Below are 25056 nucleotides of genomic sequence, written 5' to 3'. Positions count from 1 at the left end.
AAGGATGGCAGCACCGGACGGTACGCGCGAGGAGGCGTTCGAGGCCGAGATCGCCGAGTACCTCGCCGCTCACGGCTGGGAGTACAGCGAGACCGACACCGGCTACGACGTCGAGCGTGCGCTCTGGCCAGAGGACGTACACTGGTGGCTCTCTGAGACGCAGCCTGACGAGTACACCAAGGTCGTCCGGGTCGGCACCAGTGCGGAGGCTGCTGACCGCGAGGCGTTGCTGGACTCGCTGGTGTCTCGTCTGGACACGCCGATGAGCTCGGGTGGCGGCACGCTGAACGTGCTCCGCCGGAAGTTCTCTCACACTCGCGGAGCTACCGCGCACTTGCGCATGTGCCAGTTCAAGCCGGCCACCACGCTCAACCGCGACGTCACCGCCGCCTACGGCAAGGTGCGCCTGCGGGTGGTCAGGCAGGTGCACTTCTCGCCGAAGCGCGGCGATTCGCGCTCGATCGACCTGGTCCTGTTCGTCAACGGCCTGCCTGTCGCGACGATCGAGCTGAAGTCGTTCTTCAAGCAGGAGTGGCGCACGGCGGTCAGTCAGTACCGCAACGACCGCAACCCGGCCGGCCAGCCGCTGCTGGGCTTTGGCACGCGCGCGCTGGTGCACTTCGCCGTCGACGACGACCAGATCCACATGACGACGAAGCTGGCGGGAGCAGGGACGCACTTCCTGCCCTTCAACCGCGGGCAGGAGGACACCGGCGCTGCCGGCAATCCCGCCAACCCGAATGGCGCTGCGACGTCGTACCTCTGGGAGCAGGTTCTACGGCGCGACAACTGGCTGGCCATCCTCGGCTCGCAGATGTTCCTCAAGACGGAGGCCGAGGAGGACGCAGCGACGGGGCGGATCAAGCGGTCCACGACGCTGATGTTCCCGCGCTACCACCAGTGGCGCGCGGTCAAGAAACTCGTCGACACGATCACAGTGGAAGGCCCCGGCCGGCGCTACCTGATCGAGCACTCAGCGGGGTCGGGCAAGACGAACACGATTGCGTGGACGGCGCACCGGCTAGCCCGGCTGCACAATGAGGCCAACACCAAGGTCTTCGACAAGATCCTCATCGTCTCCGACCGACGCGTGTTGGATGCTCAGCTGCAGCAGGCGGTCGAGCAGGTCGATGACACCGTCGGCACCGTCGCGGTCATCGACTCCGCGGCCGTGCGCCGTTCGGGCGGCTCGAAGTCCAGGGCGCTGCTCGACGCACTGACCGGGTCGGCACTGATCATCGTCGTGACCATCCAGACGTTCCCGTACGTGAAGGGCCTGCTGGAGACGACGCTGGGCGACAGGAGCTTCGCGGTAATCATTGACGAGGCGCACACTTCTCAGTCCGGCAAGACCGCCGCAGACCTGAAGAAGGTACTCACCGAGGGCGGCCAGCTCACGACCGACGAGGAGCTCGACTCCCAGGACGTCGTCAACGAGCTGGTCGAGGCCGACCTCACGCGCGAGGAGCAGATCGCGGCCGAGACCGCGGCCCGGGCTGGCGCGCGGAACGTCTCACTGCTCGCGTTCACCGCCACGCCCAAGACGAAGACGAAGATGCTGTTTGGTCGCGAGAACGACGAGGGCAAGCCCGTCTCCTTCGACGTCTACCCGATGCGGCAGGCGATCGAGGAGGGCTTCATCCTTGACGTGCTACGCGGCTACCAGACCTACAAGACAGCCTTCGAGATCGAGCAACGCGGCCAGGACGGCGTCGTCACCGGGATCACGACCGACGAGGACGACCGGCTGGTGGACCCGAAGGTCGCAACGCGCAAAATCATGCGATTTGCCAACCTGCACCCGACCAACGTGGGGCAGAAAGTGGAGATCATCGTCGAGCACTTCCGGGCCAACGTTGCGCACCTGCTGGACGGTCACGCCAAGGCGATGGTCGTGACCGACTCCAGGCAGGCAGCCGTACGGTACAAGCTGGAGACCGACAGGTACTTGTCCCAGAAGCGCTACGGCTACCAGACTATCGTGGCCTTCTCGGACAAGATCAGCGACGAGGAGTATGGCCTGGTCGACGCCACCGAGGCATCGATGAACCGCGGGCTCGGTTCGGACCTTGCTCGGGAGTTCCGCCGGCCGGAGTACCGGCTGATGCTGGTCGCCGACAAGTTCCAGACCGGCTTCGACCAGCCGCTGCTGTGCGCCATGTACGTCGACAAGCGGCTCCCCGACGTGCACGCGGTGCAGACGCTGTCGCGGCTGAACCGCACGTACCGCGCACCCTCAGGAGAGGTGAAGGACCGCACGTTCGTGCTGGACTTTGTCAACGATCCCGAGGAGATCCGTGAGGCATTCCTGACCTACTATCTCGAGGCGCATGTCGAGACCGCGACGGACCCGAACCTGGTCCACCGGCTGGCCACGAAGCTGGCCCAGGCGCGAATCTACGTGCCCGCGGACGTCGAGCGCTACGCGGCGGCATGGTGGGTGCCGAAGCAGTCCCACGCCGCGCTCGCGGCCGCAGTGACGCCGGCGCGCGACGAGTTCGCCACCCGCTGGGCAGATGCGCTCGAGCGCCAGGACACCCAAGCTCTCGACGAGCTGCGGACGTTCCGCAAGGACTGCGGCTCCTACGTGCGCCTGTACGACTTCATGTCTCAGGTCGTCGACTACGGCACCAGCGACCTAGAGAAGCTGGCCGAGTTCCTGCGGCAGCTCACGAGGCTGCTGGTAGTTGATGGTGACGGGTCCGCGGACGTCGACGTGTCCGGCCTCGAGCTGCGCCGCGTGCGGCAGATCGACCAGGGGAAAGCCGATATCGCATTGTCCGGGGACCAAGACACGCCGGCGCTGGGAGGCATCTCCGGGGTCGGCTCGGGGGTGTCGCGCCAGGATCCGCAGCAGGCGCTGCTATCCGACGTGGTCGCCCGGATCAACGCCCTGTTCGGGGCTGAGTTCGCCGATCCGCAGATCGAGGGCTTCGTGGTTGCCGCGGCCGGCATGGCCGAGGAGGACCCCCGCATCGCCGACCAGATCGACCACAACGCAGTCGATCAGTTCCTGGCCTCGCCGGATCTTCGGGAGACGCTCACCGACGCCGCTGTACTGAACGAGGGCGCGTTCGGCAAGCTCACCGGCGCGCTGACCGGCGAGAACGAGCGCGCCGACGAGCTGATTCGGCTCATCGGCCGCTACCTCTACCAGTCTCGCCGCATGCGGATGTCTGACGAGGCGGATTCCGACGACGTCGATGCCTCGGACGAGCGCGGGCGACTGCAATGACGACATGGAGATCTTCGGGCGGATGCCACGGGGCCTTGTGGCTCAGGTGATGGGCCTAGCGGGTCAGTTCGACCAGAGAGTGCTCGAGCTCTGCCAGTCGGCATGAGCACCGGTGTGGGCGATCGGCACGGCCTGCACGGTCGTCGGGTAGCTCTTGAAGACAGCCGGAAGCAGGGCGGTCCGCCCAAGCTGTAGACGGTCGAGCAGGAACTGGACCAGCGTCAGCTGCCCGAACGTGCGAGACCAGTCGGTCGACACAGCATCGAGGTCGGCGTGCACGCCGACCTTGGGCAGCTTCGGCGTGATCGTGTGAACCCGATTGAACAGCCGCCCGTGGTGGGCGCAGGTGTTGCGCACCAGGTTGAGCGCCTTCAGCCAGCTCGCGAGCTGCGGTGCGCGCAGACCACACGCGTCGGCGACAGCGTCCTGGACCTGCCGCGGAGCGAAGCCGTAGAGGTGGGACAACCCGCCCCAATCGAGGACCTCGACGGCTGCCCAGACCGGGAGACGTCCGCCGTACTTGTCGTGGTGATGGGCGACGAAGTCCTCGCGCGACCTGGCGAGCTCGTCGTGGTAGCCGGCGAGCCACTTGTCGTACTGGTTGCCGCTGCGGGCTGTGGGACCGAGGTGGTCTGGGTCGAGGTGAGCGCACGGATCGACGCTGCCGAGCTCGTGGCCGAGCAGGGCCCGCAGCGCCAGCTCGATTGGGGCGAGTACCGAGAATGTGGCTGCCCTCAGCCGTGCGTCGAACTCGTAGAGCGCGACAACGTCATCGAGCTTGGTTCCCGGGTAGAAGTCGTCGACCCGGGTCCCGCTGACCTGCTGCCTGAAGGGGTACCAGTAGCCGCTGAGCCGGTAGTAGTTGACTCGTCGCAGCGTCGCGACCGCCTTGACGCGGTCTCCGATGACCATGCCTCGGCCGGCGAGCAGGTCGACCTGCTCCTCGTAGGTGCGGAACGCCTTCACGTCATCGTGCATGGCGGCCGTCCGGAAAAGTGAAGACCGGCCCTGGGCCTACCGAAATAGGCGGAACCGGTCGTGATGGCGCAAGGCTACCACCATTCGGCTGCTCGCAGGTCATCTTGATCAGTCCTCCGAGCGTCGCGACGGGTGCACCCGTGCGTCACGGATCTGCTGCAGCTCCTCGGCCGAGAGCAGGTAGTCGTGCCGGTCCAGTCCCCCGCGGCGCTCGCGGCCGTCCATGATCCGTCGGTACTCCGCCAGCATCCTCAGGTAGGTGTCGAGCATCGGCCAGTGCGAGTTGCCCCCATCGGCACGCGCGACCTGGTCGCGCAGCTCGGTCCACCGCTCGGGCTCGCGCATTTGGAACTCGACGTAGTCGGCCATGTGCCCCTCGAGTGAATCATTGAAGTCGAAGCCCCGGAACTCCAGGGCGCGGGCCAGCTCCTCGTCGACCGGCGTGCCCTCCTTCGCCAGGTGATCGATGCTGTAGGTCAGCATCCGGAACATCTGCAGGATGTCGATCACCCGCTTGCAGTCGCGTCGCGACAGCTCGGTCCGGAACCCGGCCACCTCGTAGGAGTACTCCCCGGTGAAGCCGTCCTCCAGGATCTGTGCCCGCATCAGCTGGTACTCGCGGTCGCCGTCGACGTCGTTCGCGTCCTCGGGCAGGACCCGCGCGAGGATCCTGTGCAGCAGAGAGAGGACCTGACGGTCGACAAGCCTCATGCTCTCCGGGGCGGGCTCCTCGCTGCGCCGCCGCACCTGCTCCTCGTCGTAGACGGGCACGACGGCCTCCATGAGCAGGTCCCGGACGAACTCGCTGAGGGTCACTCCCTCGTCGTCCGCCATCTCCTTGAGCTGTTCGCGGACCCTATCGTCCACGCGGATGTTCAGAACAGCCATCTTGGCCTCCCGTAAGACTGTATGACGCTTAGCGTAGCACCGTCATACGGTGCGCGCGAGGATCGAGTTTTCGGCGTCAACTGCCGGTTGCCTCGCTGGTCAAGTGGCGGTGCATGGCGGCGAGCCTCGCCTGCGGCTCGGGGTGGCTGGCGAACCAGCGCCGCTCAAGGCGCGCCCACGCTCGGTCGAGCAGACCATCGGGCAGTCGTCGAACGATGCTGTCCTCGTAGAACCGCATCAGTTCGGCTGCGGCGTCCAGGTCGCGCGTCAGGCTGATGGCGAACAGATCGGCCGCGATCTCCTCCCGGCGATCGAAGGCGGCGCGCAGGCCGAGGAACGCCACGGCGGCAGTCATCGTGGCCACCATCGCCGGACCGGCCAGCTGCGGCGCGGCCACGACCGCGGTGACGGTGAGGCCGGCGCCGGCGAGCACGAGCACCAAGTAGCCGAGCACCCACGCGTAGCGCGCCGGGGCCGATGTCCGCCCACGTCGGAGGACGTGGGCGAGCTCGTGCGCAGCCAGACTCTCCACCGCGGCGCAGCTGAGCCCGGTGAGTGCGACCTGCGCGAACACCACGGTGGCCGGGTGTCCTGCGCGGAAGCGGGTCACGGCCAGCCCGCCGACACCCACGCCTCGGTCGTCGCCGCCGGCGGGCGCACCGAGGATCGCGACGACGTCCGTGGCGGGCGCTGCCACCTTCGCGCGCTCAGCGACGGCCGCCATCGCCGCGGCGGCCCGCTGTTGCAGTGCCTGGTCGACCGGCTCGGCGACAAGGCGGGCACGCCAGCCCTGCGACCAGGCGAGCATGACCTTGGCCAGCGCCGCGACCACCACGACCGCGACGCCCAGGTAGGCGATCGCCACGACGATGAGGAGCACGTAGGCCACCGAGTCGGACATGGTCTACGCCTTGCTGGCCGCGGCGGCGGGATCGCTCAGAATCGCTCTGACACAACGCGGCCGCGCCACGGTGCCCATCAGACCCGGGTTCCGGTCGCTCAGCGGCGTTCTGAGCCCGATCCGCGCACCGAATGCAGCCTTCGGGGTCATCTCGACGCGGTGGGAGCAAGTCCCACATCGGGTGCCGACGTCGCCGGCGCGACGGCACGGTCCTCGGCCTCGCGGCCCCGGGCGGCTGTCGCAGGCTCCTCGAGGTCGCCGGCCGCATCGACCAGCTGGCGGTGCTCCTCGGTGCTGGGGACGCCGTAGCGACGCTCGGCCATCGCCTCGACCTGCGCCACGGCGTTCCACACGTACTCGCCGGAGCCGTGCGAGTAGCAGGCGTTGAGGTGCTCGCGCGCGTGCCCGAGCTCCTTCTTGCTCGAGCGTGGGTGATCGCCGAGGGCCTTGAGAGCGCGCTGTGCGCGACCGATGGCCTCCGACCGCTCCTTCATCTGCATCGTCGCCTCGCTCATTCGCGCGGTCCCTTCTCAGTTCGTGTGCGCGGCTGCGCACCGAGCGGGTCGTCCTTGATCTCGCCGGTGTCCAGGTCGACCTCGACCAGGCGCGGACGCCCAGTCGGCTCGGGCTGCTCGTAGGCGCGCCGGTTGACGGGCAGCGCGTCGACGTCGTGGGCGAAGGCGTTCTCACGCCGCTGGGTACTGGCCTCGCCCAGGTGCTCGTTGTGCCGCGGCCTGGCCGGCCAGCTCTTGTGCTCGTCGTCGCAGTGGGTCCGCAGCCGGTTGCGCATGCGGTCGGCGAACGCCGGCAGGCAGTAGCGGTGCCACTCCTCGAGGGCGTCGCTGGTCATCGCAAGTCCTGCGCGGCGGCGCTGGTCGGCCAGGACCGCGATCTCGTGGACCATGTGCGGGTGCACGGGCCAGCAGCTGGGAATCAGTCCGGAGACGTCCCAGGTGTACTCGCGGTTGAGCCAGATCACGACGTCCTCGAGCCACTCCCACAGCTGGTGGCGCAGCTCGGGGTCCAGGCACGTGGCCGGCTCCCAGGGCCGGGGCAGCAGGGCGTGGTTGCCCAGGGCCTTCTTCTGCTCCTCGGTGCCGTTGATGGCGATGTGGAGCTCGCGGTAGGCCAGACGGACGTGCTCCCCCGGCACGGGGAACGCGTAGACCATCGGGGTGGGTGCGGCCCGTCGGGCCTGCTCGGTCGTCACAGGTCACTCCTTGTCGAGTCGGTCTCGTCGTCGACGAAGCCGAGGCGACGCGCCTCGACGAGGGCAGCGGTCGCCCGGGCCTCTGGGGTGATGACCATGCGGCGGTCGTTGGTCAACCGCGCCCGCAGGGCCCGCTGGTCGGCCAGCAGCTTCTCGCCGGCCTTGCCCTCCACGCAGCGGTGCAGCTTGGCGATGATCGGCTTGCCGTTCTCAGCGATCACTAGGGCTCGCCGCTCGGGGAGCTGGCGGACCTCCTCGGGCCGCATGATCGGGATGTCGTCGCCGGAGAAGTTGCGGCTACCGCCGTTGAACCCGCCTGTCGAGTGGGTGACCCGGCCTATGCGCACCGTTCCGAGCAGGTCGGAGATCTCCTGGTTGAAGGCGACGTCCTTGGATCCGCCGAACATCACCAGGGTGTTGGTGAGGCCGAGCAGCGCCCGGGCCTCGTGCTCGCCGAAGATGCTCGTCAGCTGAGGGCGGGTCTGGGCGGCCCAGATGAACGACAGCCCCAGGGCACGCTCATTGGCCATGCGGGTCCGCAGGGTCGGCAGCGGCGCGGTCGACGGCAGCTCGTCGAGCACCGAGACCAGCGGTGGACACAGCCGGCCACCCCACTGGGAGTTGTTCGCCAGCAGCAGCCCGGTGTCCAGGACGTGCTCGGCCACCGCGGTCATCAGCGGGCTGGCCGAGGCGTAGGGGTCTTCGCGGCCCAGCAGGTAGATGGTGCCGCGGCGGCGGATCACGTCGGCCAGGTCGGTGGCCGGGTGCCCGGGGCTGGGTACGCAGCGGCGGCGGATGTCGGCCTGGAAGAACAGCGACACCGCCTGCTGCACGGTGGTGACGGTGTTGCCGGCGGTGCGGTCGTCACCGTTGAGCGCACCGTGCAGCAGGCCGTGCCAGAACGGCTCGGCGTGCGGGTGCCGGCGCAGGATCTCCATCGGCTGGGTGGCCGCGGTCGGGTTCGCGACCCACTGCAGCACGTCCTCGAGGGTCTTCCCGGTCAGCGCCGCGGCGTGGAAGTAGCCCTGCAGGACCTTCGCGGACTCCGCGGCGTAGAAGCGGGCGGCGTCGTCGCCGGTGCCGCCGGTGATCGCGCCCTTGACGGTGCCGGCGGTGAAGGCCTTGGCTCGCCGCTCGGCGACCTTGGGGTCCACGCAGCCGGCGATCGGATCCCAGATCAGCTCGTCGATGACACCCTCGGCCAGCCCGAACGGGTCCAGGACCACGCATGGCCGGTCGCCGCGGGAACGTTCGGTGAGGCTGAGTAGCAGGTCCTCGACCTTCGTCAAGGTCACCAGGGCAGCGCCCGGAGCGCCGAGCAGCGCCGGGGTGAGCAGGTCGAGGGTCTTGCCGGAGCCCTGCGGGCCGATCACGCCGGCGGTGCGGTCCCACGGCACCCACAGCTCGCCGCCGCGCGGCTCGTGTGCGTCGCCGATGCGCCAACCCACGTCCAGCGGGTTGAACCTCAGCTTCATCGCTCCTCCTTCGAACGGCGGCCGTCCAAGAGCCACGGGCTGAGCCCGTGGCCGAGCTGTGGACCGGGTTGTTCGGTGAGGTCGCCGGCGGAGCGCTGGATCGGTGCCGCCGGGGCCGTGGCGTGCTTGCCATAGAGGTCGGGGCGGACGATGCCGGCGACCTTGCGCAGCCGGGTGACTCCGAGCAGCTTCTCGGCCTCGGCGGCGGTGGCCATGCCGCGCATGCGTCCCGGGCCCCAGCGCTGGTAGGCCCACACGCCAACCCAGATCGTGGCGGTCAGCAGCGCGGCCTCGGTGAGCGCGAGGCTAACCCACACCAGACCACGACCAGCCAGTCCGTTGGGAGTGGGTGTGGGCAGTCCGGCGTCGGCGTGGCCGCCGAGCACGCCCGGGAGGCTGGTCCAGAAGGCGGTCCCGATCGGGGAGGGGAACGCGCCGGCATTGGCGTCCGGCCAGGTCCACCCGGCGCCGGCGAGCAGGTTCGCGACCGATCGGCCCAACTGGATGCCGATGACGATGACGAACAGCGTCGCCAGGGCGACGGCGACAGGGATCTCCCAGGTCCAGGGGTACGGATCGCGTCGGCGCTCTCTCTGCATGGATTCACCTCGTGGTCGAAAGTTCTGGCTGGTCACCTATGTGCCGAGAGGACCGGGCAGCGATCAGACGGAGCGGGTCGGCTTGGAGGCGTTCTCAGCCAGCCAGGCCGAGGGGTCGACGTTGTCGGGGCCGTAGATCGAGCCGTTCTTGAGGTGGACCTCGAAGTGGAGGTGGCAACCGCTCCCGTTGCCCTCCTTGCCGACCTGGCCGATCGGCTCGCCGGCGGCGACCGTCTGGCCGCGGCTGACGCTGACGCTCTGCATGTGTGCGTACCAGGTGGTCAGGGAGCCGGGTCCGGTGGTGACCTTGACCAGCTGCGGTCCGGCCCAGCCCTGGCTGGTGTCGATCTCGATGGTGCCGGCGTGCGCGGCGTACACCGTCGTGCCGCAGGGCGCGGAGAAGTCGGTCCCGGTGTGCCAGTTGGACCAGTAGGGGCCGGTGTCGTGCCAGTTCTTCCGGTCCGCTCCGATGTACTGCGCGGGAACCGGGTAGACCACCTCGTCACAGGGTGCGCCGTCGAGACCGATCGGGGTGACCTTGGCGTCGGGCAGCACGTTGATGTGCGGGTGGTCCATGTGGTTCGCGGTGGCCGAGCCTCGGTCCTCCATCCGCCGCCAGCCCTCGTCGGCGCGCGCGACCGACCAGATGCGCTGGTACCAGATGATGTAGTCGATCCCGAGCTCGCGAGCGTGGGCCTGCGCGTACGCCACGAGCGCGTCTCCTTGGGCCTTGCCGGCGGGCGTGAGCGGGACCATGAAGTCGGCCGCGAGCCCGGCCGGGTGGCCGTTGGGGTCGGTGGCGCTCTCGCGGTAGCCGCCGACGGTCTTGATGTCGAACATCGGGCCGAGGATGTTGACCAGCTGCGTCAGCTGCGGCTTGACCGGGCCGAGGTTGTAGTTGGTCGCCTGCGCGACCGCGCAGCCCGCGCTGCTGCCGGCGGTGGTGGCGACCACCAGCGGGTGGTCGGCGATCTTGCTGGCCTGCGTGCTGTTGTCGACCTCGGCGCTGGCCCAGGTGAGGTCGGCGCCATAGATGTGGTCGATCGGCGCGTCCTTCTTGGGCTTCTTGCAGGGTTCTGCCGATCCACCGAAGGCGTTGGTGAGTTCGGGGGTGAGCGCGCAGTGTGAGGAGTTGCTGCCGTCCTTGCCGTCGTTGAAGTCGCCCAGGATCACCGCCGGGACCCCGGTGCCGGCGACGTCGGTCATGGTGGCCAGCTGGCGCCGCAGCGCTTCCTTGCGATGCGCGGCGGCGTCCCCGTGGGTGTTGGCCGGGTTGTGGATGCTCCACACCCAGATGACCTGGCCGGTGGTGGTCGACGTCAGCTGCACCAGGGGCATGCCGACGTCCTTGCCGCCGAAGTAGGGGATGTCGACGAGCCGGCCATCGGTTTGCTTCCACTCGTTGCGGTCCCAGATGACCCGGTTCTGTGCCTTCCCGCTGGCCGGGTAGATCCCCCACTTGGCCGCGTACTGGTTCTCCAGCGCCTGGGCCTGCGGGCCGTGCACCTCCTGGAGGCCCGCGATCGTGACACCTGCGTTCTCGATCGTGCGCATGGCGCCGGGCAGTCGCTTGTCCCAGGTGTCATAGCCGGGCCGCTCCCCCGCCTTGTCGGTGTGGCCGGCGCCGAGCAGGTTGAGGGTGCCGACGGTGACCGGGTTGACGGTCTCGCCCTGACAGTTGGCCACGTTCGTGGTGGAGCCGTCGTCGGGCAGGTCGGGCAGGTCGCCGCCGAGCAGGTCAGTGATGTCGCCGGCAACGTCCTCCCACTGGGCGTAGGCGTCGGGGTAGCCGGAGCGCTGCACGGCCTGGGCGGCCTGGGTCAGCGGCATCTTCTGCCAGCCGGGGATGTCGAGCAGGCCGGGGTTGCCGGTGTGCTGGGCTTCACCGAAGAAGGCCCGCGCCGCAAGGACCGGGTTGGTGACCTCGGCACGGCTACCCCAGCCCTGCGAGGGGCGCTGCTGGAACAGGCCGCCGGAGTCGCGGTCGCCGCCGGTGAGGTTGACCAGCTTGGACTCCTGGATCGCGGTGGCGATCGCGACCTGCAGCCCGCGGCGGGGCACCTGAAGGTCGCGGGCGACCTGAGCGATGGTGATCGCATTGCGGGCCTGCTCGGCGGTCATGGTCGGGTAGCTGGAGGCGAACCGCAGACGCATCAGCTGGCCGAGCACGTCCCCGGATGGCGGCTCGGCCGCCGTCCTAGTGGTGTGGGCGGCGTTCACGACACCATCGCTGGTGGCCGCAGGCGCGGGCGCGCTCTCGGGGCCGGCACCGTTCATGGAGAGGCGGGCGGAGATCCAGTGGTGGTCGGAGACCATCGTTCCGGACCATCCCCGCTCGAGGCGCACGCCCTGGTGCTGGGGGAAGAAGACGAAGTCGACCGCGTGGTTGTGCCAGCCGTAGCCGGCGGCCTTCATCCTCGCGGCCGCCGCCCACGGCAGGTCGGTGTAGGAGGCGTGGGTGTTCATGTCGCCGCCGATCAACACCGGGCCGTGGGTGGCCAGCGAGTTGCGCAGCTGCAGCAGGATGTCCATGCCAGCGCCGTACTGCTGGGGCCGGGTCAGCGGCGGGTTCCCGTGCTGCCGGGGGTACTTGTGCGGGTTGGTCATGTGGTGGGTGGAGATGACCGAGACCACGGCGCCGTCGGCGCGCTCGAGGATCACCCAGGTGGCGAACCGGTCCCAGGTGACCGCCCGGCCCTGGTAGTAGGTGTTGTCGTCGACGACGAGGGTGACCCGGCCGCCGTTGGCCTTGGACCAGGTGTCGCGCTTCCAGAGCACGACGTTGCCCATGGAGTTGTTGTCGCCGGTGTGGTCGGCGACCCGAAACGCGCCGTAGCCGGGGGCGGCGGCCTCGATCTGCGCCAGGGTCCACCCGCTGGCCTCGTTGAGGGTGACGAAGTCAGGGTTGGTCGAGAGGACCTTGGGCATGGACGCCCGGAAGCCGTCGAGGCCGGAGCGGCGCGGGATGTTGGCCTGCGCCAGGGTGACCTTGCCCTTGACCGGACCGCCCACCGGGCCGTCGATGACCCCGAGGTCCCCGAGCTCGGTGGGGGCGGTCTGGTTGGTCTGGGTGCGGCACTCCGCGGCCGCGGTCGTGCTCATGACCACCATCAGGGAGACCATCAGCGGCAGGCCCATGAAGATGATCAGGACCGGCAGTCCGGCGAGCAGGAGCTTCTTCACGACAGGTCAGTCCCGAGCGCCTCAGGCGGCAATCTCTAGGAACTCAGGTTCGATCGGACGTGCATGCGCTCCGATCTGGCTTTGTGCAGGTGGCGTCGGTTCAGTCCCCGCCAGGACTTGAATTGACGAACCGTCACTGTGGCCGACGATTTCGCTGTAGAATCGACGCATGATCGCCTCACTTGAAGGTGGTGACTGATGGGTTTGGTGGCGGTGCCGGGTGGCGGCGCTGCCGATCCGGTACTGATAGGTGCGCAGGCGGTCGCGGACTTTGAGCAGGAGCTGGTCGACCAGTACGCGCTGGCGATGTCGGCAGCGGGTCTGACGGACCGCCACATCGGCGGGACTCGGGCGATCGTCATCGAGTTCGCTCGCTCGCTGTCGACTCCGCTGTGGGAGGCCACCTGCGCGGACGCGGACGCGTTCTTGGTTCAGCAACGGCGGATGGGGTTGAGCGTGTCGACCCGGGCGGGCAAGGCTGGCGCGTTGGCGGGCTTCTACGAGTTCGTGATCGTCCGCTACGAGGGCGCGATCCGCCGCGCGACCGGCGTCTTGGTCGAGCAGCCGATCGATGAGTTCAATCGCCAGTCCGGGGCGTCCTTGGGCAAGGTCCGGGTGCCGCCATCCGATGAGGAGATCGACTCGCTGTTCACCGCCTGGCGCGGGTCGGTTGCGCAGGCACGCAAGTACCTTCCCGCGGCCCGCGACTATTTCGCCGCCTCGTTGTGGCGCCGACTCGGGCTGCGCATCAACGAGACCGTCATGCTCGACATCCGCGACTGGCGCCCCGATCTGGGTGAGTTCGGCAAGCTGCACGTTCGCCACGGCAAGGGCTCGCGCGGCCGGGGGCCCAAGCAACGGCTGGTGCCCGGAATCAACGGCGCGAATCAGTTGATCGACTGGTGGCTGGCCGAGGTCCGCCCGCAGTACGGCCACGATTGGGCCGACCCGGACGCGCCGCTGCTGCCGTCCGAGCGATTTGACCCCGACCTGGATCGGTGCGGACGCGTGGGTGCGAACGCACTGCGCCGCGCCTTGGGAATCCAGGTCAACGAGTGGTTGCCGGCGTGGTCGGGACGGATGACGCCACACGTGCTGCGGCACTACTGCGCATCGTCGCTGTACGCGGCAGGTATGGACATCAAGGCGCTCCAGGAGCTCCTTGGCCACCAGTGGCTGGCAACGACCTCGGGCTACCTCCACGTCCGCAGTGACCACATCGAACGCGCGTGGAACAGCGCGAGCGACCGCATCGAGGCCCGCCTGAGCCTCCGCACCGACTGACTTGACCCAGGAACCGACCGACGAACCGAAGGAGAGGATCCAGATGCAGTGGAGCCTGCGGCTCCGGGCCGCCGAACGAGGGATCTGGAAGTCCGCACAGCTGCGGCGGATGCTGGCCGAGGCCGGGCTCGAGATCTCCGCCGGGAAGATGTCGTCGTGGTGGGCTGGGACCCCGCCGACGATGCGCCTAGAAGAGCTCGACGTGCTCTGCGCCGTGCTCGAATGCACCCCGAACGACCTGATGACACCCGAGCCGGACAAGGTCGCCGCGCGCGGTCCCCGCAATAGCGACGCCGCCAACGGCAACGGCGGAAACGGGGATGCTGATCCAAACGGCAGCGGCGGCACGCCATCGTCGGTCACCCCGCGGCTCGGCAAGCCGCGTTCGACCCCACCGCTGTAGTCCGCACCCCGATCGCCCACCGAAACGACGGACACCGCATGCCCGCACCCGGCCTCGACGCGGCGTTGCGGCTGCCGCCCAAGTGCAACCGGTGCCAGAGCAACCGCGTCGCTTGGACCAGCCCCAGGGTCGACTTCTGCTATCAGTGCCTGCCCGGCGGCCCGTTCGCAGCTCCACCGTGCAACCGCTGCCGCGCCCGCACCGACTACTTCAGTCAGGGGCTGTGCAGCCGGTGCCATCCCCGCAGCCCTGAGCACATCGGATCCTGCAAGGGCTGCCTGGCCTGGGGCGTCTACCCCCGCCACAACTGGACCTGCTGGTCCTGCCGCTGGTGGCAGACCCACTACCCGAAGGGCACCTGCGCCTCCTGCGGCCGCACCAGCCACGTCAGCGACCGACAAGCCTGTCGCCTGTGCCTCGAGAATGCCCGACTCGAACAGGAACCCGGCCGAGCACCCGATATCGCCGCGGCGAACAAGGACAGCCAGCAGCTGTTCTTCGCCAACATGGTCTTCAAGCGGCGCGTGACACCAGTGCCCGACTACGTCCGCTGGGATGGCCGGTGGTCGAAGAAGAACAAGAATCAAATGCCCTGCCAACCTGGCACCAGCTTCGACGACCACGCGCTCGAACAGCTGACGCTGTTCGACATGGACCCCCACCCCGAAGTTCTGCGCCAACGCCTCCTGGTCGAGGACAGCGAACTGACCCGGTACTGCGCGGCCATCGTCGCCGACCACGCCCGCCGCTATGGCTGGAGCGTCAGGCAGCGCAATGCGGTGATCCAGTCCCTGCGTCTGCTGCAGATCCTGCGGCCTACTCCTACCGCGAAGGTCCGCGCCAGCGACGTCGTGGCGATGCGCCGCTACGACGGCACCATTACCTCCACCCTCGACGTCCTCGCGGAAGCCGGACTCCTGATCGAGGACGTCCCAACCCGGGTCGAGCGATACTTCAACACCAAGTTCATCGAGTCCGGAGCTCTCCCGGACACGATGCGGGGGCACCTCCAGTTGTGGCTTCAGATCATGCTCGGCGGGTCCCGCCAAGCACCCCGCCAGTTGCCCCGCGAACCCGAGACAGTCGAACTCCACATCCAAGGCCTCGCGCCCGTCGTGGAGACATGGGTCGAAGCCGGGCGCCAGTCGTTCGCCGAGATCAGCACCGACGACATCCTGGCCGCCCTCGCGGCCCTGCCTGCCGGCACCAGCCGCCGCCACTTCGCGGAGAACGGTCTGAAGTCGCTGTTCAAGATCCTGAAGGGGCGCCGGCTCGTCTTCGCTAACCCCATGCGTGACATTGACCTGACCCCCGTGCCGACGAATCTTCCGCTGCCGCTGGACCCCGCCTTGATCCGGGCGGAACTGGACTCGCCAAACCCGGCCGTCGCGCTCGCCGTCGCGCTGGTGGCCTTCCACGGCCTGACCGGCAAGCAGGTCCGTGAGCTGCAGTTGTCCGACATCGTGGACGGCCGGCTGCACCTCGACGGCCGCGACATCCCGCTCGCCGCACCCGTGAGGACACGGCTGAGCGCCTGGCTCGATCATCGCAACCGCACTTGGCCGGCCACCGCGAACCCGCACCTGCTCATCAACCGACGCACCGCGCCGCGTCTCGTCCCCGGCGGTCCGTCCTTTCCCTGGAGGGACAGCCGCGTTCGCCCGCGCGCCCTGCGAGAGGACCGCATCCTGCACGAGATCCACGCCACCGGCGGCGACGTACGCCGCATCTACGACCTCTTCGGACTCAGCGTCGAAGGCGCCACCCGCTACCTCAAGACGATCGAGCACCCCGACCTGAGGAACAAGGACCACCCCGGCAACCGGACATGACCATGTCGTTGCGTCCCGCGCGGCGTGGGCCGAGAGTCGTCGCAACATCCTCACGCCACGGATAAGCAACCGTGACGCGCACGAATCGGACACTCTGACGCCACTGACTTTGGTCACGGCCGCAGCGTGGCGGCTCAGCGTCCCCCTATCCGTCCCCCCGGGCCGTCCAACCTCGGGGGGACGCAGCAGCCCGCGCCACGTTTGCGCAGGTCAGACAGCGTCCCCCCGAATTTCAAGAAAGTTCTGAGACCCGGTCACTCGGACGGTGGGTGGGAGTCCCGCAAGCGGATCCGCTGGCGGTCGTCGGCCGGCGCCGTTGCGTCCGGGACCGCGGTCACGAGTTGTACGCCGTTCGGCCCCTCGTGCGATTCGAGCGGTCGAGCGGTCGAGGTGGCCGATAGGCAGAACCCAGCGGAATGCGCTCAGCAGGGGTTTGCGGCACCAGCACGTCGCCGAGCAGTGGCACCGTGAAAGCCCGCTGCTTCGGCGACCCGGCTCCCCAGGGCCGCAGTGAGGTAGAGCGTGACCGGGATGATGATGCGGCGCCTCATGCCGGTGAACCTACCTCCAGGCCTACGGCGTCCGTGCGTGGTCGTGAGGCCAGTGGTTGGGCGATGATGTGGCAGATCGCCTCGTCGGAGCAGTTGGCCGGGTCCAGCCGACGGCTGAGGCTGATCAAGTGGACGAGATCCGCTTCGAGGGTGGCCAGCTCGCATTGCCGCTGCTGCACGTCGAGCAACTTCGCAGCGAGGAGGTCCTGCACGTGACCGCACGGGGTAGCGCCTTCGCGGCGCAGGTCGAGGATCGTCGCGATCTCGACCAGGGTGAGGCCGGCGGCTTGAGCGTTGCGGATGAAAGCGAGCGTGGTGAGTGTCGAGTCGTCGTACTCGCGGTAGCCGTTGGGGCCTCGATGCGGTTGCGGCAGCAGTCCCTTGCGTTCGTAAAAGCGGATGGTGGCGGTCGGGACCCCGACGGCCTCGGCGACTTCTCCGATGCGCATGATCTCACTGTACCGCTTGACCTTGTACCGCGGTTCAAGGTTTAGCGTCGGGGCGTGGACATCACGCTGCTCTATTTCGAGGACTGCCCGAGCTGGAAGGTTGCGGACGAGCGCCTGGCGCTGATCGCAGCCGAGCGCGGCGACGTGACGGTGACCCGCCGACTGGTTGAGACCCCGGAGGACGCCGAGCGCGTCGGGTTTCTGGGCTCACCCAGCATCCAAATCGACGGCGTCGACCTGTTCGCCGAGTCCGGCGCGCACGTCGGGCTGGCTTGTCGGAGATACGCGGTTCCCGGTGGCCATGAAGGCGCACCGACACTCGACCAGATCCGTGTGGCGCTCGCCGATGCGTGACCGGATGGGCACTGTCGGGCCCGTGGCCGCGGTCGTCGGCGCAGTCGGCATCTGTTGCGGACTGCCGGTGCTGCTGTCGCTGGGGGTGCTCGGTGCGGTGGCCGGGGTGTCCCTCCAGAGCTGGGCCTTGATCGGTGTCGGCCTCGTGCTCGTCGTCCTCGGTTGGGTGACGCGGGTGCGGCGCGGGCGGTGTCCCGTGTCAGACATCGACGAGACCACCAATCACCCGTTTAAGGAGAGCCGCCGATGAGCCAGAGCTACGACCTGATCGTCCTTGGCGCCGGGATGGCCGGTGTGGCGTCTGCGAACAAGTGCGCCAGCCAGGGGTGGCGCGTCGCGATCGTCGACCCGCTGCCCTACGGCGGCACGTGCGCGTTGCGGGGGTGCGACCCGAAGAAGATCCTTCGCCGCGGCGCGGAGATCATCGACAGCGCCCGCCTGATGGAGGGCAAGGGCATCGACGCGGGCGGCCTGTCGATCAAATGGGGCGACCTGATGAAGCACAAGCACGGCTTCACCGACCCGGTGCCGGAGAACATGGAGGCCGGCCTGAACGGCAACGGCGTCGAGACGCTCCACGGCCCGGCGCGCTTCACCGCTGAGCGACAGATCGACGTCGACGGCACCCGCTACGACGCCGACCGCTTCCTGATCGCCACCGGCGCCAGGCCCCGCCCCTTGGACTTCCCGGGTCACGAGCACCTGATCGACAGCACCGGCTTCCTCGACCTCGACGACCTTCCGTCACGGATCCTGTTCGTGGGAGGCGGCTTCATCTCGTTTGAGTTCGCCCACATCGCCGCCCGCGCCGGCGCCTCCCCGGTCATCGTGGACCGCGGCGAACGACCCTTGAAGGGATTCGACCCCGACCTCGTCGAGCTGCTGGTCGCCCGTGGCGCCGAGATCGGCGTCGAGCTGCGACGCTCCACCAGCATCGTGGCTGTCGAGCCGAACAGCCGCGGCTACATCGTCACCCTGGACCGGGCCGGAGTCTGCGAAAGCATCGAGACCGACCTCGTCGTCCACGGCGCGGGTCGTGTCGCGGACCTCGCCGGTCTTGCCCTCGACGCCGCCGGGGTGGAATGGGGCGAGCGTGGCGTGAGCGTCTCGGATCATCTCCAGAGCACCACGAACGCAGCCGTGTGGGCTGCCGGGGACTCCGCGGACACCGCGGGGATGCCGCTGACACCGGTGGCGGTCATCGAGGCCAAGGTCGCCTCCTCCAACATGATCAAGGGCACCACGGCCGCTCCCAACTACAGCGGCATCCCGACGGCGGTGTTCACCATCCCCGAGCTCGCCCGCGTCGGCATGCTCGAAACGGAGGCTCGCGAGCAAGGCATCGACCTGACCGTCCGTCATAGCGACACCAGCGGCTGGTACTCCAACTACCGCCTCGGCGAGACCACCGCGGCCGCGAAGGTCCTCATCGACCGGTCCACGGACCGCGTCGTGGGCGCCCATCTGCTGGGACCCGAGTACGGGGAACTCATCAACACCTTCGGCCTAGCCATCACGCTCGGGCTCACCACCCGTCAACTCAAGTCGACCACCGCTGCGTACCCGACCGTGGGGTCCGATCTCGGATCCATGGTCTGAGTGCGTCGCTCCGGCCCAGGGCACCGAAGCAGGGCCTTGTGGTGGCACGCTCCGAGCGACGGTCTGGCTTTGGTCACGTCCGCGTGACGGCAAGCAGATGTGGTGCACCGTGGCCGTAAGCGAATCGACTCGCGGAGCGTGCCCAGCAGGATCCCCTGCCGGGACGACCTCGCCACAGAAGATCCGAGCGGACCAGATTCGCCACTGGCGGTTCTGCTCTCGGAACGTCCAGGCCGGAGCGCGTACGTGCGGTGCCACTGGGGACAACCACCCTCAACGGTCCCTCCAGCGAGGTCGCGGACCACTTCGGCGTGGGCGTGGGTCATGGAAGGGTCAGCTCGATCTCCTGCTCGGGTTCGAGCTCGAGGTCGCCGGGGTCGCCGGTCACGGGGGCGCCGTTGCTGGTCACCCTCACCTCCTCACCGGCGTTCGCCTTGACGCCACCGATCTGGGTCGGCGTCAGGGCGACGCCCCACTGGGTGAACAGCTGGCCGAGGGTGAACTTCTCCCCGACGGTGTGGGCTTCGATGTGAATGGTGCCGTCACCTTCGTGGGTGTGGACCGCGGACATGGCGCCAGTATCGGGGTCGACGCCGATGTTGGGCGGGACGGGGACCGGCTGATCGTCGATGGTGATAGCCAGCGTGGGGTGGTAGTGCTCGGCCGTGCCCATCGGGCTGAGGTCGAGCCCGGCGGCGGCGACCCGGGCCGGAACGTCGCCGGGTGCTGGCCATGGCGGGAGCGAGATGTCGTCGGGCTCAACGCCGGCGGAGCTCGATGAACTCGACGAGCTCGATCTGGTCTCGCTAGTGGCATCGGTGACCGCCGGGTCCGTGCCGCATCCGGCGGCGATGAGGGTGAGGATTGCTGTGACGGCGGCGGCCGCCAGCTGAGCGGGGGTGGGTGTCTTCATGGAGGTGTTCCCTTTGCTGTGGTGGCGTGCCTCGGTTGGGTCGCCGGAGGCGTGCGGAACGTGGGGCACACGAACAGGGCGGACGCCACCGCCACGGTGGCGTCCACCTGCGCTGCGGGTTCAGGAGTCGAGGAGGCCCCGCATGATGTCGATCTCCTGCTGCTGGGCGTCGATGATCTGGCCAGCGAGGTCGACGGCGTCCTTGAACTGGCCGTCTCCTTGCTCAGTCTCGGCCATCTCAATGGCGCCTTCGTGGTGCTCGATCATCATCTCGAGCCACATGTCCTGGAACTCGGCGTCGGAGGCGTTCTCGAGGGCGTCCATGTCCTCGGAGGTCATCATTCCGGGCATGTCGTCGTCGCCCATGTCGTCCATGTTGTCGGACATGTCGCCCATGTCGTGGCCGGAGTTGACGTGGTCGCGCATGGTCTCGGGGACGTCTTCGCCCCACTGGGTGAGCCAGTCGGCCATGGTCTCGATCTCCGGGCCCTGGGCGTCGCGGATGTCCTCGGCGAGGGCCTGGACCTCGGGGTCGAGGTCGCGCTTAATGGTCAGGTCAACCATCGACAGCGCCTGGGCGTGGTGGGCGATCATGTCGCTCGCGAACGCGACGTCGGCGTCGTTGTGCTCGGTGGCGCTGACCTCGGACTGGCCGCCCGCGTCGGAGGTGTCGTCGCCGCAGGCGGTAACGCCGGCGCCGAGGACAAGGGTGAGCGCGACGGCGCCGAGGGCGCGCGTACGGGTCTTGGTCTTGATTTGCATGCGAGTTCTCCTGGAAGTCAGGTAGTCAGGTGGGGTGTTGCGGGCAGGCGGAAGCGGCACCCGGCCGGGACGCTGGTGTCGAACTCTGACGGTCGAGGTCAGCGGTGGCGGGCGGTCGCAGGGCCTGTCAGCACCTGATGACGGAGAACTGCCACTCATGGGGTGGCCCGGTGCAACGCACCCACCGCAGCGCCCGTTCGCGGACGGCTGCGGGCATGAACGCCTCCGGCTGCAGCGGCCGGAGGAAGCCGGTGGCGAGGAGCGCCAGCAGCGTGAGCGCTGCAGCGGCGAGCATGACGACGCACAGCATCACCATGCTCGCCATGCCGTGACCCGAGCCGGAACCAGCGTCAGCACTGACCTCAACGCTGGCCTCGGGGGCTGCCATCGAGGACTGAGTCGCGGCGGAGTGCGCGTGTCCGTCGTGCGAGTCCCCCGAGGCCATCGCCTCCTCATGGGAAGAAGTCATGGCCGCCGTACTCGTCATGCTCATCGTGCCTGAGGGCGTTGGGACCGTGGCGGCTGGCGAAGCGCCGTGGCTGGCCAGGGCGTGCATGCCGAGGATGCCGACGACCAGGGCCGCTACGAGGGCGGCCACTGCGCTGCGGCCGGTCAGCCGCGCAGCCGTCCGCGCCCACAGGGAGTTGCGGGTGCGGCGGCTGGTCGCGGGCACGGGGCTCATCGGCTTCGATGGTACGGAAACACTGGAATCAGGGCAGCCGCTGGGTTCGCAACCTCAGGGCGTTGATGATGACGCTGACCGACGAGAGAGCCATCGCGGCCGCGGCGATGACCGGGGACAGCAGCCACCCGAACACTGGGTACAGCACTCCGGCGGCGATGGGGATGCCGGCGGTGTTGTACCCGAACGCCAGGACCAGACCGCGTCGGACGTTGGACATGACGGCATGTGAGAGCTGTCGAGCGTGGGCTATGCCGTTGAGGTCGCCGCGGAGCAGGGTGACTCCGGCAGATTCGATGGCGACGTCGGTGCCGGTGCCCATCGCCAGTCCGACGTCGGCTGCGGCGAGCGCAGGGGCGTCGTTGACGCCGTCTCCGGCGAACGCGACGACGCGGCCCTCGGCACGGAGTCCCTCGACGACGTCGGCCTTGTGGTCGGGCAGGACCTCGGCTTCGATCCGGTCGATGCCTAGGTCGGCGGCGACCGCGGCGGCGGTGACCTGGTTGTCGCCGGTGAGCATGATGACCTCGATGCCCTCCTTGCGCAGCGCCGTGAGCGCGGCCGGGGTGGTGTCCTTGACCTGGTCGGCGATGCCGATGACGCCGGCTGGGGTGCCGTCGATGGCTACGAGGACGGCAGTCGCGCCGGTGCGGCGCAGCTGGGTGGCCTTGTCGGCCAGGGGCGCGGGGTCGATGTCCTGGCTCGTGAGGAACCCGGCTGTCCCGATCAGCACCTCGCGGCCCTCGACGATGCCGAGGACACCCTTGCCGGCGGGTGCGTCGAAGTCGGCCACCTCGGACAGCCTGCCTCCGCTGGACACGGTCCCGGCTGCCAGGGCGGATTGGGCCTTGTCGACGATGGCGCGAGCCAACGGGTGTTCCGAGGCGTTCTCCACCGCGGCCGCGAGCCACAGCAACTCATCGGCCGTGTGGCTGGTGTATCCGCCGGCGAGCTCGACGGCGACGACGGCGGGCTTGCCCTCGGTCAGGGTGCCGGTCTTGTCGACAACGACGGTGTCGACCTTCTCCATCAGTTCGAGCGCTTCGGCGTTCTTGATGAGGACACCCATCTGGGCGCCGCGTCCGACGCCGACCATGATGGACATGGGTGTGGCCAGGCCCAGGGCACACGGGCAGGCGATGATGAGCACGCTGACCGCGACAACGAGCGCGTGAGCCAGCTTTGGGTCGGGGCCCACGACGGCCCAGATGATGAATGCGAGCACGGCGACGCCGATGACGGCGGGTACGAACACTGCTGAGACTCGGTCGACGGTGCGCTGAATGGGTGCGCGGGAGCGCTGGGCTTCGGCCACCATGTTCACGATGCGGGCCAGCATGGTGTCGCGGCCGACCGCGTTGGCGCGCACCAGCAGGGCGCCGGTCTGGTTGAGGGTGCCACCGATGGCGTTGTCGCCGACGTTCTTGGTGACGGGCATGGACTCGCCAGTGACGAGGGACTCGTCGACAGCAGACTTGCCGTCCTCGACGAGCCCGTCGACCGGGACCTTCTCGCCGGGACGGACGCGCAGCATGTCCCCGATTCCAACCTGGTCGAGGGTGACCTCCTCCTCGGTGCCGTCTTCGCGAACACGGCGCGCGGTCTTGGGCGAGAGATCCAAGAGGGCCTTGATGGCGCCGGAGGTCGCTTCGCGCGCGCGAAGCTCGAGGACCTGCCCGAGAAGGACGAGGGTGGTGATGACGGCGGCCGCCTCGAAGTACACCTCGACGGCCCCGACCTCACGGAACGCGGCAGGGAAGACGCCCGGCGCGACGGTCGCGACGACGGAGAACAGCCATGCGACGCCCGTGCCCATCGCGATGAGCGTGAACATGTTGAGGTTCCGGGTCCTCACTGATGCCCAGCCGCGGACGAAGAACGGCCACCCGGCCCACAGCACCACCGGGGTCGCGAGCACGAGCTGGGTCCACGCCGACGCGGTGGCGGAGATGTTGTCGTGCAGCCACGGGACGAGGTCGCGGCCCATGCCGAGGATCACGACCGGGATGGACAGGACGACGCCGACCCAGAAGCGGCGGGTCATGTCGCGCAGTTCCTCGGACGGGCCGGTGTCCGCGGTGACGATGACGGGCTCGAGGGCCATCCCGCAGATGGGGCAGGTGCCGGGGCCGTCTTGGCGGATCTCGGGGTGCATCGGGCAGGTGTACTCGACCGACTCGCCCTCACTCGGGGTCGTCTGCCCATGTTCTGGCTCAGTTGCATGCTCGGCGCGGCCACCTGCGGCACGGTCCGGGAAGCCATGGCCGGTGTACTGGCCGGGGTCGGCGAGGAACTTGCCCTTGCAGCCGGCTGAGCAGAAGTAGAACTGCTCACCGCGGTGGTCGACCGCGTGCTCGGCGACGGACGGATCGACCTTCATGCCGCACACCGGGTCGGTGGCCTGGTCCATCGTGGCGGCGTCGGGACGATGGGTGTGCGTATTCATGACTTCACCATACCCCCCTAGGGTATATGGTCAAAGCAGTTCGACGCCGAACAGGGCCAACATGGCGAGGGCATCACTGACATCATCGAGGCTGCTGGCGGCAGTTCCCTCGAAGCTCGGGACGGGACGCTGATCGGCTTCCTCCTGGGTGGTGGCCGGGCCGTTCTTCTCGATATCCTCGATCAGCCAGTCCATCTCCTTAATCTCTTTGCGCTGGGCCTTGATGATCTCGTCGGCGAGTTCTCGAACGCGAGCGTCATCGATGTCGGCCCGCTCGCTGGTCAAGATGGCGATCGAGTGGTGCGGGATCATGCCCTTCATGTACGCCTGGTCGTCGACCAACGCCTGGGAACGCGAGAGGTACAGCCCACCTGCACCGAGCAGCAGCGCCACCGCCACGAGCACGAGGTTGTAGGCGCGGTTCTTGTACATCATGCTGCGCATGAACGCGAACATCACCAGCGCCATGGCGCCGCCCATCAACAGCGCCATGTAGAACCGCTCCTCGCTCCACCGCACGTGGTCAAAGGCGAAGACGTTGGAGTACATCAAGACGAACATCACCACCGTGGAGGTGGCGATCATCAGCCCGAAACGTACGTACATCCGCCGCTCATGGGCCTTGTCCCCCTTCTGCTGCTCGGGCTTCTCCCGGTCACTGGGCTCGCTGGCACCGGACGGCTTCTGCGTATGAGGCGATGACATGGGGATTGCCCTTTCCGATGGGGGTCAGTTGCGGTAGTTGATGTCGCTCAGCTCGGCGTCAGACGTCGTCGTCCTCGATCGGAGCGCGAGACATCTCGATGAGCTGACGTAGACAGTGCTGACGAAGTGGCTCGGGAAAGCCCTCTGCGAGCCGGTAGTACACGATCCGGCCCTCCTTGCGTCGTCTCACCAGCCCGGCGGTACGCAGCACCCGAAGTCCGTAGGAGACTGCGTCTTCGCTCACCGACAACGCAATGGCGAGGTCGCCCACACAAAGCTCCTCGACCACGTCAAGCGCGTACAACAGTCGTGCCCGGGTGGGATCGGCCATCAGCGAGAGCACGCTGGTGAGCCGGTCTCCCTCCTCTGCCGACGGCAGGCGCTCGCGGGCCAAGGCAACCCGTCTCGGATCGACCGGGTGCTGGTGCCGGTCGCCGCCACCGGTGTTCTGGTCGGGCGCGTCTACGCGAGCGCGGACCGGATGGTCGTCAGTCACCCCGCGGAAGTACCCGATATCCGTGCGGCTATGCGGATGATGCTCGTCCGGTTGGGTACAGACGTCAGGAGAGCGGCGGATCAAGAGCACCATGCCGGGATGACCCCGCCG

General features: G+C 68.4%; 22 protein-coding genes. 7 read left to right on the top strand and 15 right to left on the bottom strand.

Going from position 1 to position 25056, the window contains the following annotated elements; all coding sequences use genetic code 11:
• Positions 1-4: 4 nt before the first annotated feature.
• On the top strand, positions 5-3235 hold the full coding sequence (locus K8Z61_RS03675) for a type I restriction endonuclease subunit R (protein WP_224126706.1): 3231 nt from the start codon (positions 5-7) through the stop codon (positions 3233-3235).
• 63 nt (positions 3236-3298) lie between these two features.
• Here the strand turns inward: K8Z61_RS03675 and K8Z61_RS03670 are convergent, their stop codons facing one another.
• The 8 genes from K8Z61_RS03670 to K8Z61_RS03635 all read right to left on the bottom strand — a co-directional run bounded on the left by K8Z61_RS03670 (position 3299) and on the right by K8Z61_RS03635 (position 12469).
• The gene (locus tag K8Z61_RS03670) at positions 3299-4213 is read right to left on the bottom strand and encodes an Abi family protein (RefSeq protein ID WP_224126705.1); all 915 of its coding nucleotides are present in this window, start codon (positions 4211-4213) and stop codon (positions 3299-3301) included.
• A gap of 108 nt (positions 4214-4321) precedes the next feature.
• Positions 4322-5101: a YfbU family protein gene (locus K8Z61_RS03665; protein WP_224126704.1), complete on the bottom strand. Its 780-nt coding sequence runs from the start codon at positions 5099-5101 to the stop codon at positions 4322-4324.
• A gap of 76 nt (positions 5102-5177) precedes the next feature.
• Entirely contained in the window at positions 5178-6002 is an 825-nt protein-coding gene (locus K8Z61_RS03660; protein ID WP_224126703.1) for a M48 family metalloprotease, read from the bottom strand.
• A gap of 146 nt (positions 6003-6148) precedes the next feature.
• Complete coding sequence (locus K8Z61_RS03655; RefSeq protein ID WP_224126702.1) at positions 6149-6517, bottom strand: hypothetical protein; 369 nt, start codon at positions 6515-6517, stop codon at positions 6149-6151.
• Positions 6514-7212 (bottom strand): hypothetical protein, encoded by a 699-nt coding sequence (locus K8Z61_RS03650; protein WP_224126701.1) that lies wholly within the window; start codon positions 7210-7212, stop codon positions 6514-6516. Before K8Z61_RS03650 ends, K8Z61_RS03655 begins: the two co-directional genes overlap by 4 nt.
• On the bottom strand, positions 7209-8687 hold the full coding sequence (locus K8Z61_RS03645) for a type IV secretory system conjugative DNA transfer family protein (RefSeq protein ID WP_224126700.1): 1479 nt from the start codon (positions 8685-8687) through the stop codon (positions 7209-7211). The genes K8Z61_RS03650 and K8Z61_RS03645 overlap by 4 nt, the downstream gene beginning before the upstream one ends.
• Positions 8684-9286 (bottom strand): hypothetical protein, encoded by a 603-nt coding sequence (locus K8Z61_RS03640; protein ID WP_224126699.1) that lies wholly within the window; start codon positions 9284-9286, stop codon positions 8684-8686. Before K8Z61_RS03640 ends, K8Z61_RS03645 begins: the two co-directional genes overlap by 4 nt.
• Before the next feature lie 63 nt (positions 9287-9349).
• Entirely contained in the window at positions 9350-12469 is a 3120-nt protein-coding gene (locus K8Z61_RS03635; protein WP_224126698.1) for a peptidoglycan DD-metalloendopeptidase family protein, read from the bottom strand.
• Between the two features lie 198 nt (positions 12470-12667).
• Here K8Z61_RS03635 and K8Z61_RS03630 point away from each other — a divergent pair, with 198 nt between their 5' ends.
• From K8Z61_RS03630 to K8Z61_RS03620, 3 genes are read left to right on the top strand one after another with little or no spacing between them, the layout of a single operon-like run.
• On the top strand, positions 12668-13753 hold the full coding sequence (locus K8Z61_RS03630; protein WP_224126697.1) for a tyrosine-type recombinase/integrase: 1086 nt from the start codon (positions 12668-12670) through the stop codon (positions 13751-13753).
• 43 nt (positions 13754-13796) lie between these two features.
• On the top strand, positions 13797-14156 hold the full coding sequence (locus K8Z61_RS03625; protein ID WP_224126696.1) for a helix-turn-helix transcriptional regulator: 360 nt from the start codon (positions 13797-13799) through the stop codon (positions 14154-14156).
• A gap of 38 nt (positions 14157-14194) precedes the next feature.
• Entirely contained in the window at positions 14195-15988 is a 1794-nt protein-coding gene (locus K8Z61_RS03620) for a hypothetical protein (RefSeq protein WP_224126695.1), read from the top strand.
• A 547-nt stretch (positions 15989-16535) separates the two neighbouring features.
• Here K8Z61_RS03620 and K8Z61_RS03615 read toward each other — a convergent pair.
• The gene (locus tag K8Z61_RS03615; protein ID WP_224126694.1) at positions 16536-16988 is read right to left on the bottom strand and encodes a heavy metal-responsive transcriptional regulator; all 453 of its coding nucleotides are present in this window, start codon (positions 16986-16988) and stop codon (positions 16536-16538) included.
• Positions 16989-17042: 54 nt separating this feature from the next.
• On the opposite strand from K8Z61_RS03615, the gene K8Z61_RS03610 reads away from it, so the two are divergent.
• From K8Z61_RS03610 to K8Z61_RS03600, 3 genes are read left to right on the top strand one after another with little or no spacing between them, the layout of a single operon-like run.
• A complete protein-coding gene (locus K8Z61_RS03610; protein WP_224126693.1) occupies positions 17043-17342 on the top strand; it encodes a thioredoxin family protein in 300 nt (99 codons plus the stop codon).
• Positions 17343-17364: 22 nt separating this feature from the next.
• Complete coding sequence (locus K8Z61_RS03605; RefSeq protein ID WP_224126692.1) at positions 17365-17592, top strand: hypothetical protein; 228 nt, start codon at positions 17365-17367, stop codon at positions 17590-17592.
• Positions 17589-18941, top strand: a complete 1353-nt coding sequence (locus K8Z61_RS03600; RefSeq protein WP_224126691.1) for an NAD(P)/FAD-dependent oxidoreductase — start codon at positions 17589-17591, stop codon at positions 18939-18941. The genes K8Z61_RS03605 and K8Z61_RS03600 overlap by 4 nt, the downstream gene beginning before the upstream one ends.
• 322 nt (positions 18942-19263) lie before the next feature.
• Here K8Z61_RS03600 and K8Z61_RS03595 read toward each other — a convergent pair whose 3' ends face one another.
• From K8Z61_RS03595 to K8Z61_RS03570, 6 genes are all read right to left on the bottom strand, one after another.
• Positions 19264-19854 (bottom strand): hypothetical protein, encoded by a 591-nt coding sequence (locus K8Z61_RS03595; protein ID WP_224126690.1) that lies wholly within the window; start codon positions 19852-19854, stop codon positions 19264-19266.
• 120 nt (positions 19855-19974) lie between these two features.
• The gene (locus tag K8Z61_RS03590) at positions 19975-20616 is read right to left on the bottom strand and encodes a DUF305 domain-containing protein (protein WP_224126689.1); all 642 of its coding nucleotides are present in this window, start codon (positions 20614-20616) and stop codon (positions 19975-19977) included.
• Positions 20617-20743: 127 nt separating this feature from the next.
• The gene (locus K8Z61_RS03585) at positions 20744-21298 is read right to left on the bottom strand and encodes a hypothetical protein (RefSeq protein ID WP_224126688.1); all 555 of its coding nucleotides are present in this window, start codon (positions 21296-21298) and stop codon (positions 20744-20746) included.
• A 28-nt stretch (positions 21299-21326) separates the two neighbouring features.
• Positions 21327-23708, bottom strand: a complete 2382-nt coding sequence (locus K8Z61_RS03580) for a heavy metal translocating P-type ATPase (protein WP_308116747.1) — start codon at positions 23706-23708, stop codon at positions 21327-21329.
• A 66-nt stretch (positions 23709-23774) separates the two neighbouring features.
• A complete protein-coding gene (locus K8Z61_RS03575) occupies positions 23775-24449 on the bottom strand; it encodes a DUF305 domain-containing protein (protein ID WP_224126686.1) in 675 nt (224 codons plus the stop codon).
• Between the two features lie 58 nt (positions 24450-24507).
• Complete coding sequence (locus K8Z61_RS03570; protein ID WP_224126685.1) at positions 24508-25038, bottom strand: helix-turn-helix transcriptional regulator; 531 nt, start codon at positions 25036-25038, stop codon at positions 24508-24510.
• Positions 25039-25056: the final 18 nt, after the last annotated feature.

It is taken from the genome of Nocardioides sp. TRM66260-LWL, assembly GCF_020075545.1.
Lineage (GTDB): Bacteria > Actinomycetota > Actinomycetes > Propionibacteriales > Nocardioidaceae > Nocardioides.
The sequence above is the reverse complement of the archived record's forward strand: the minus strand, read 5'-3'. Positions and strand labels throughout refer to the sequence as shown.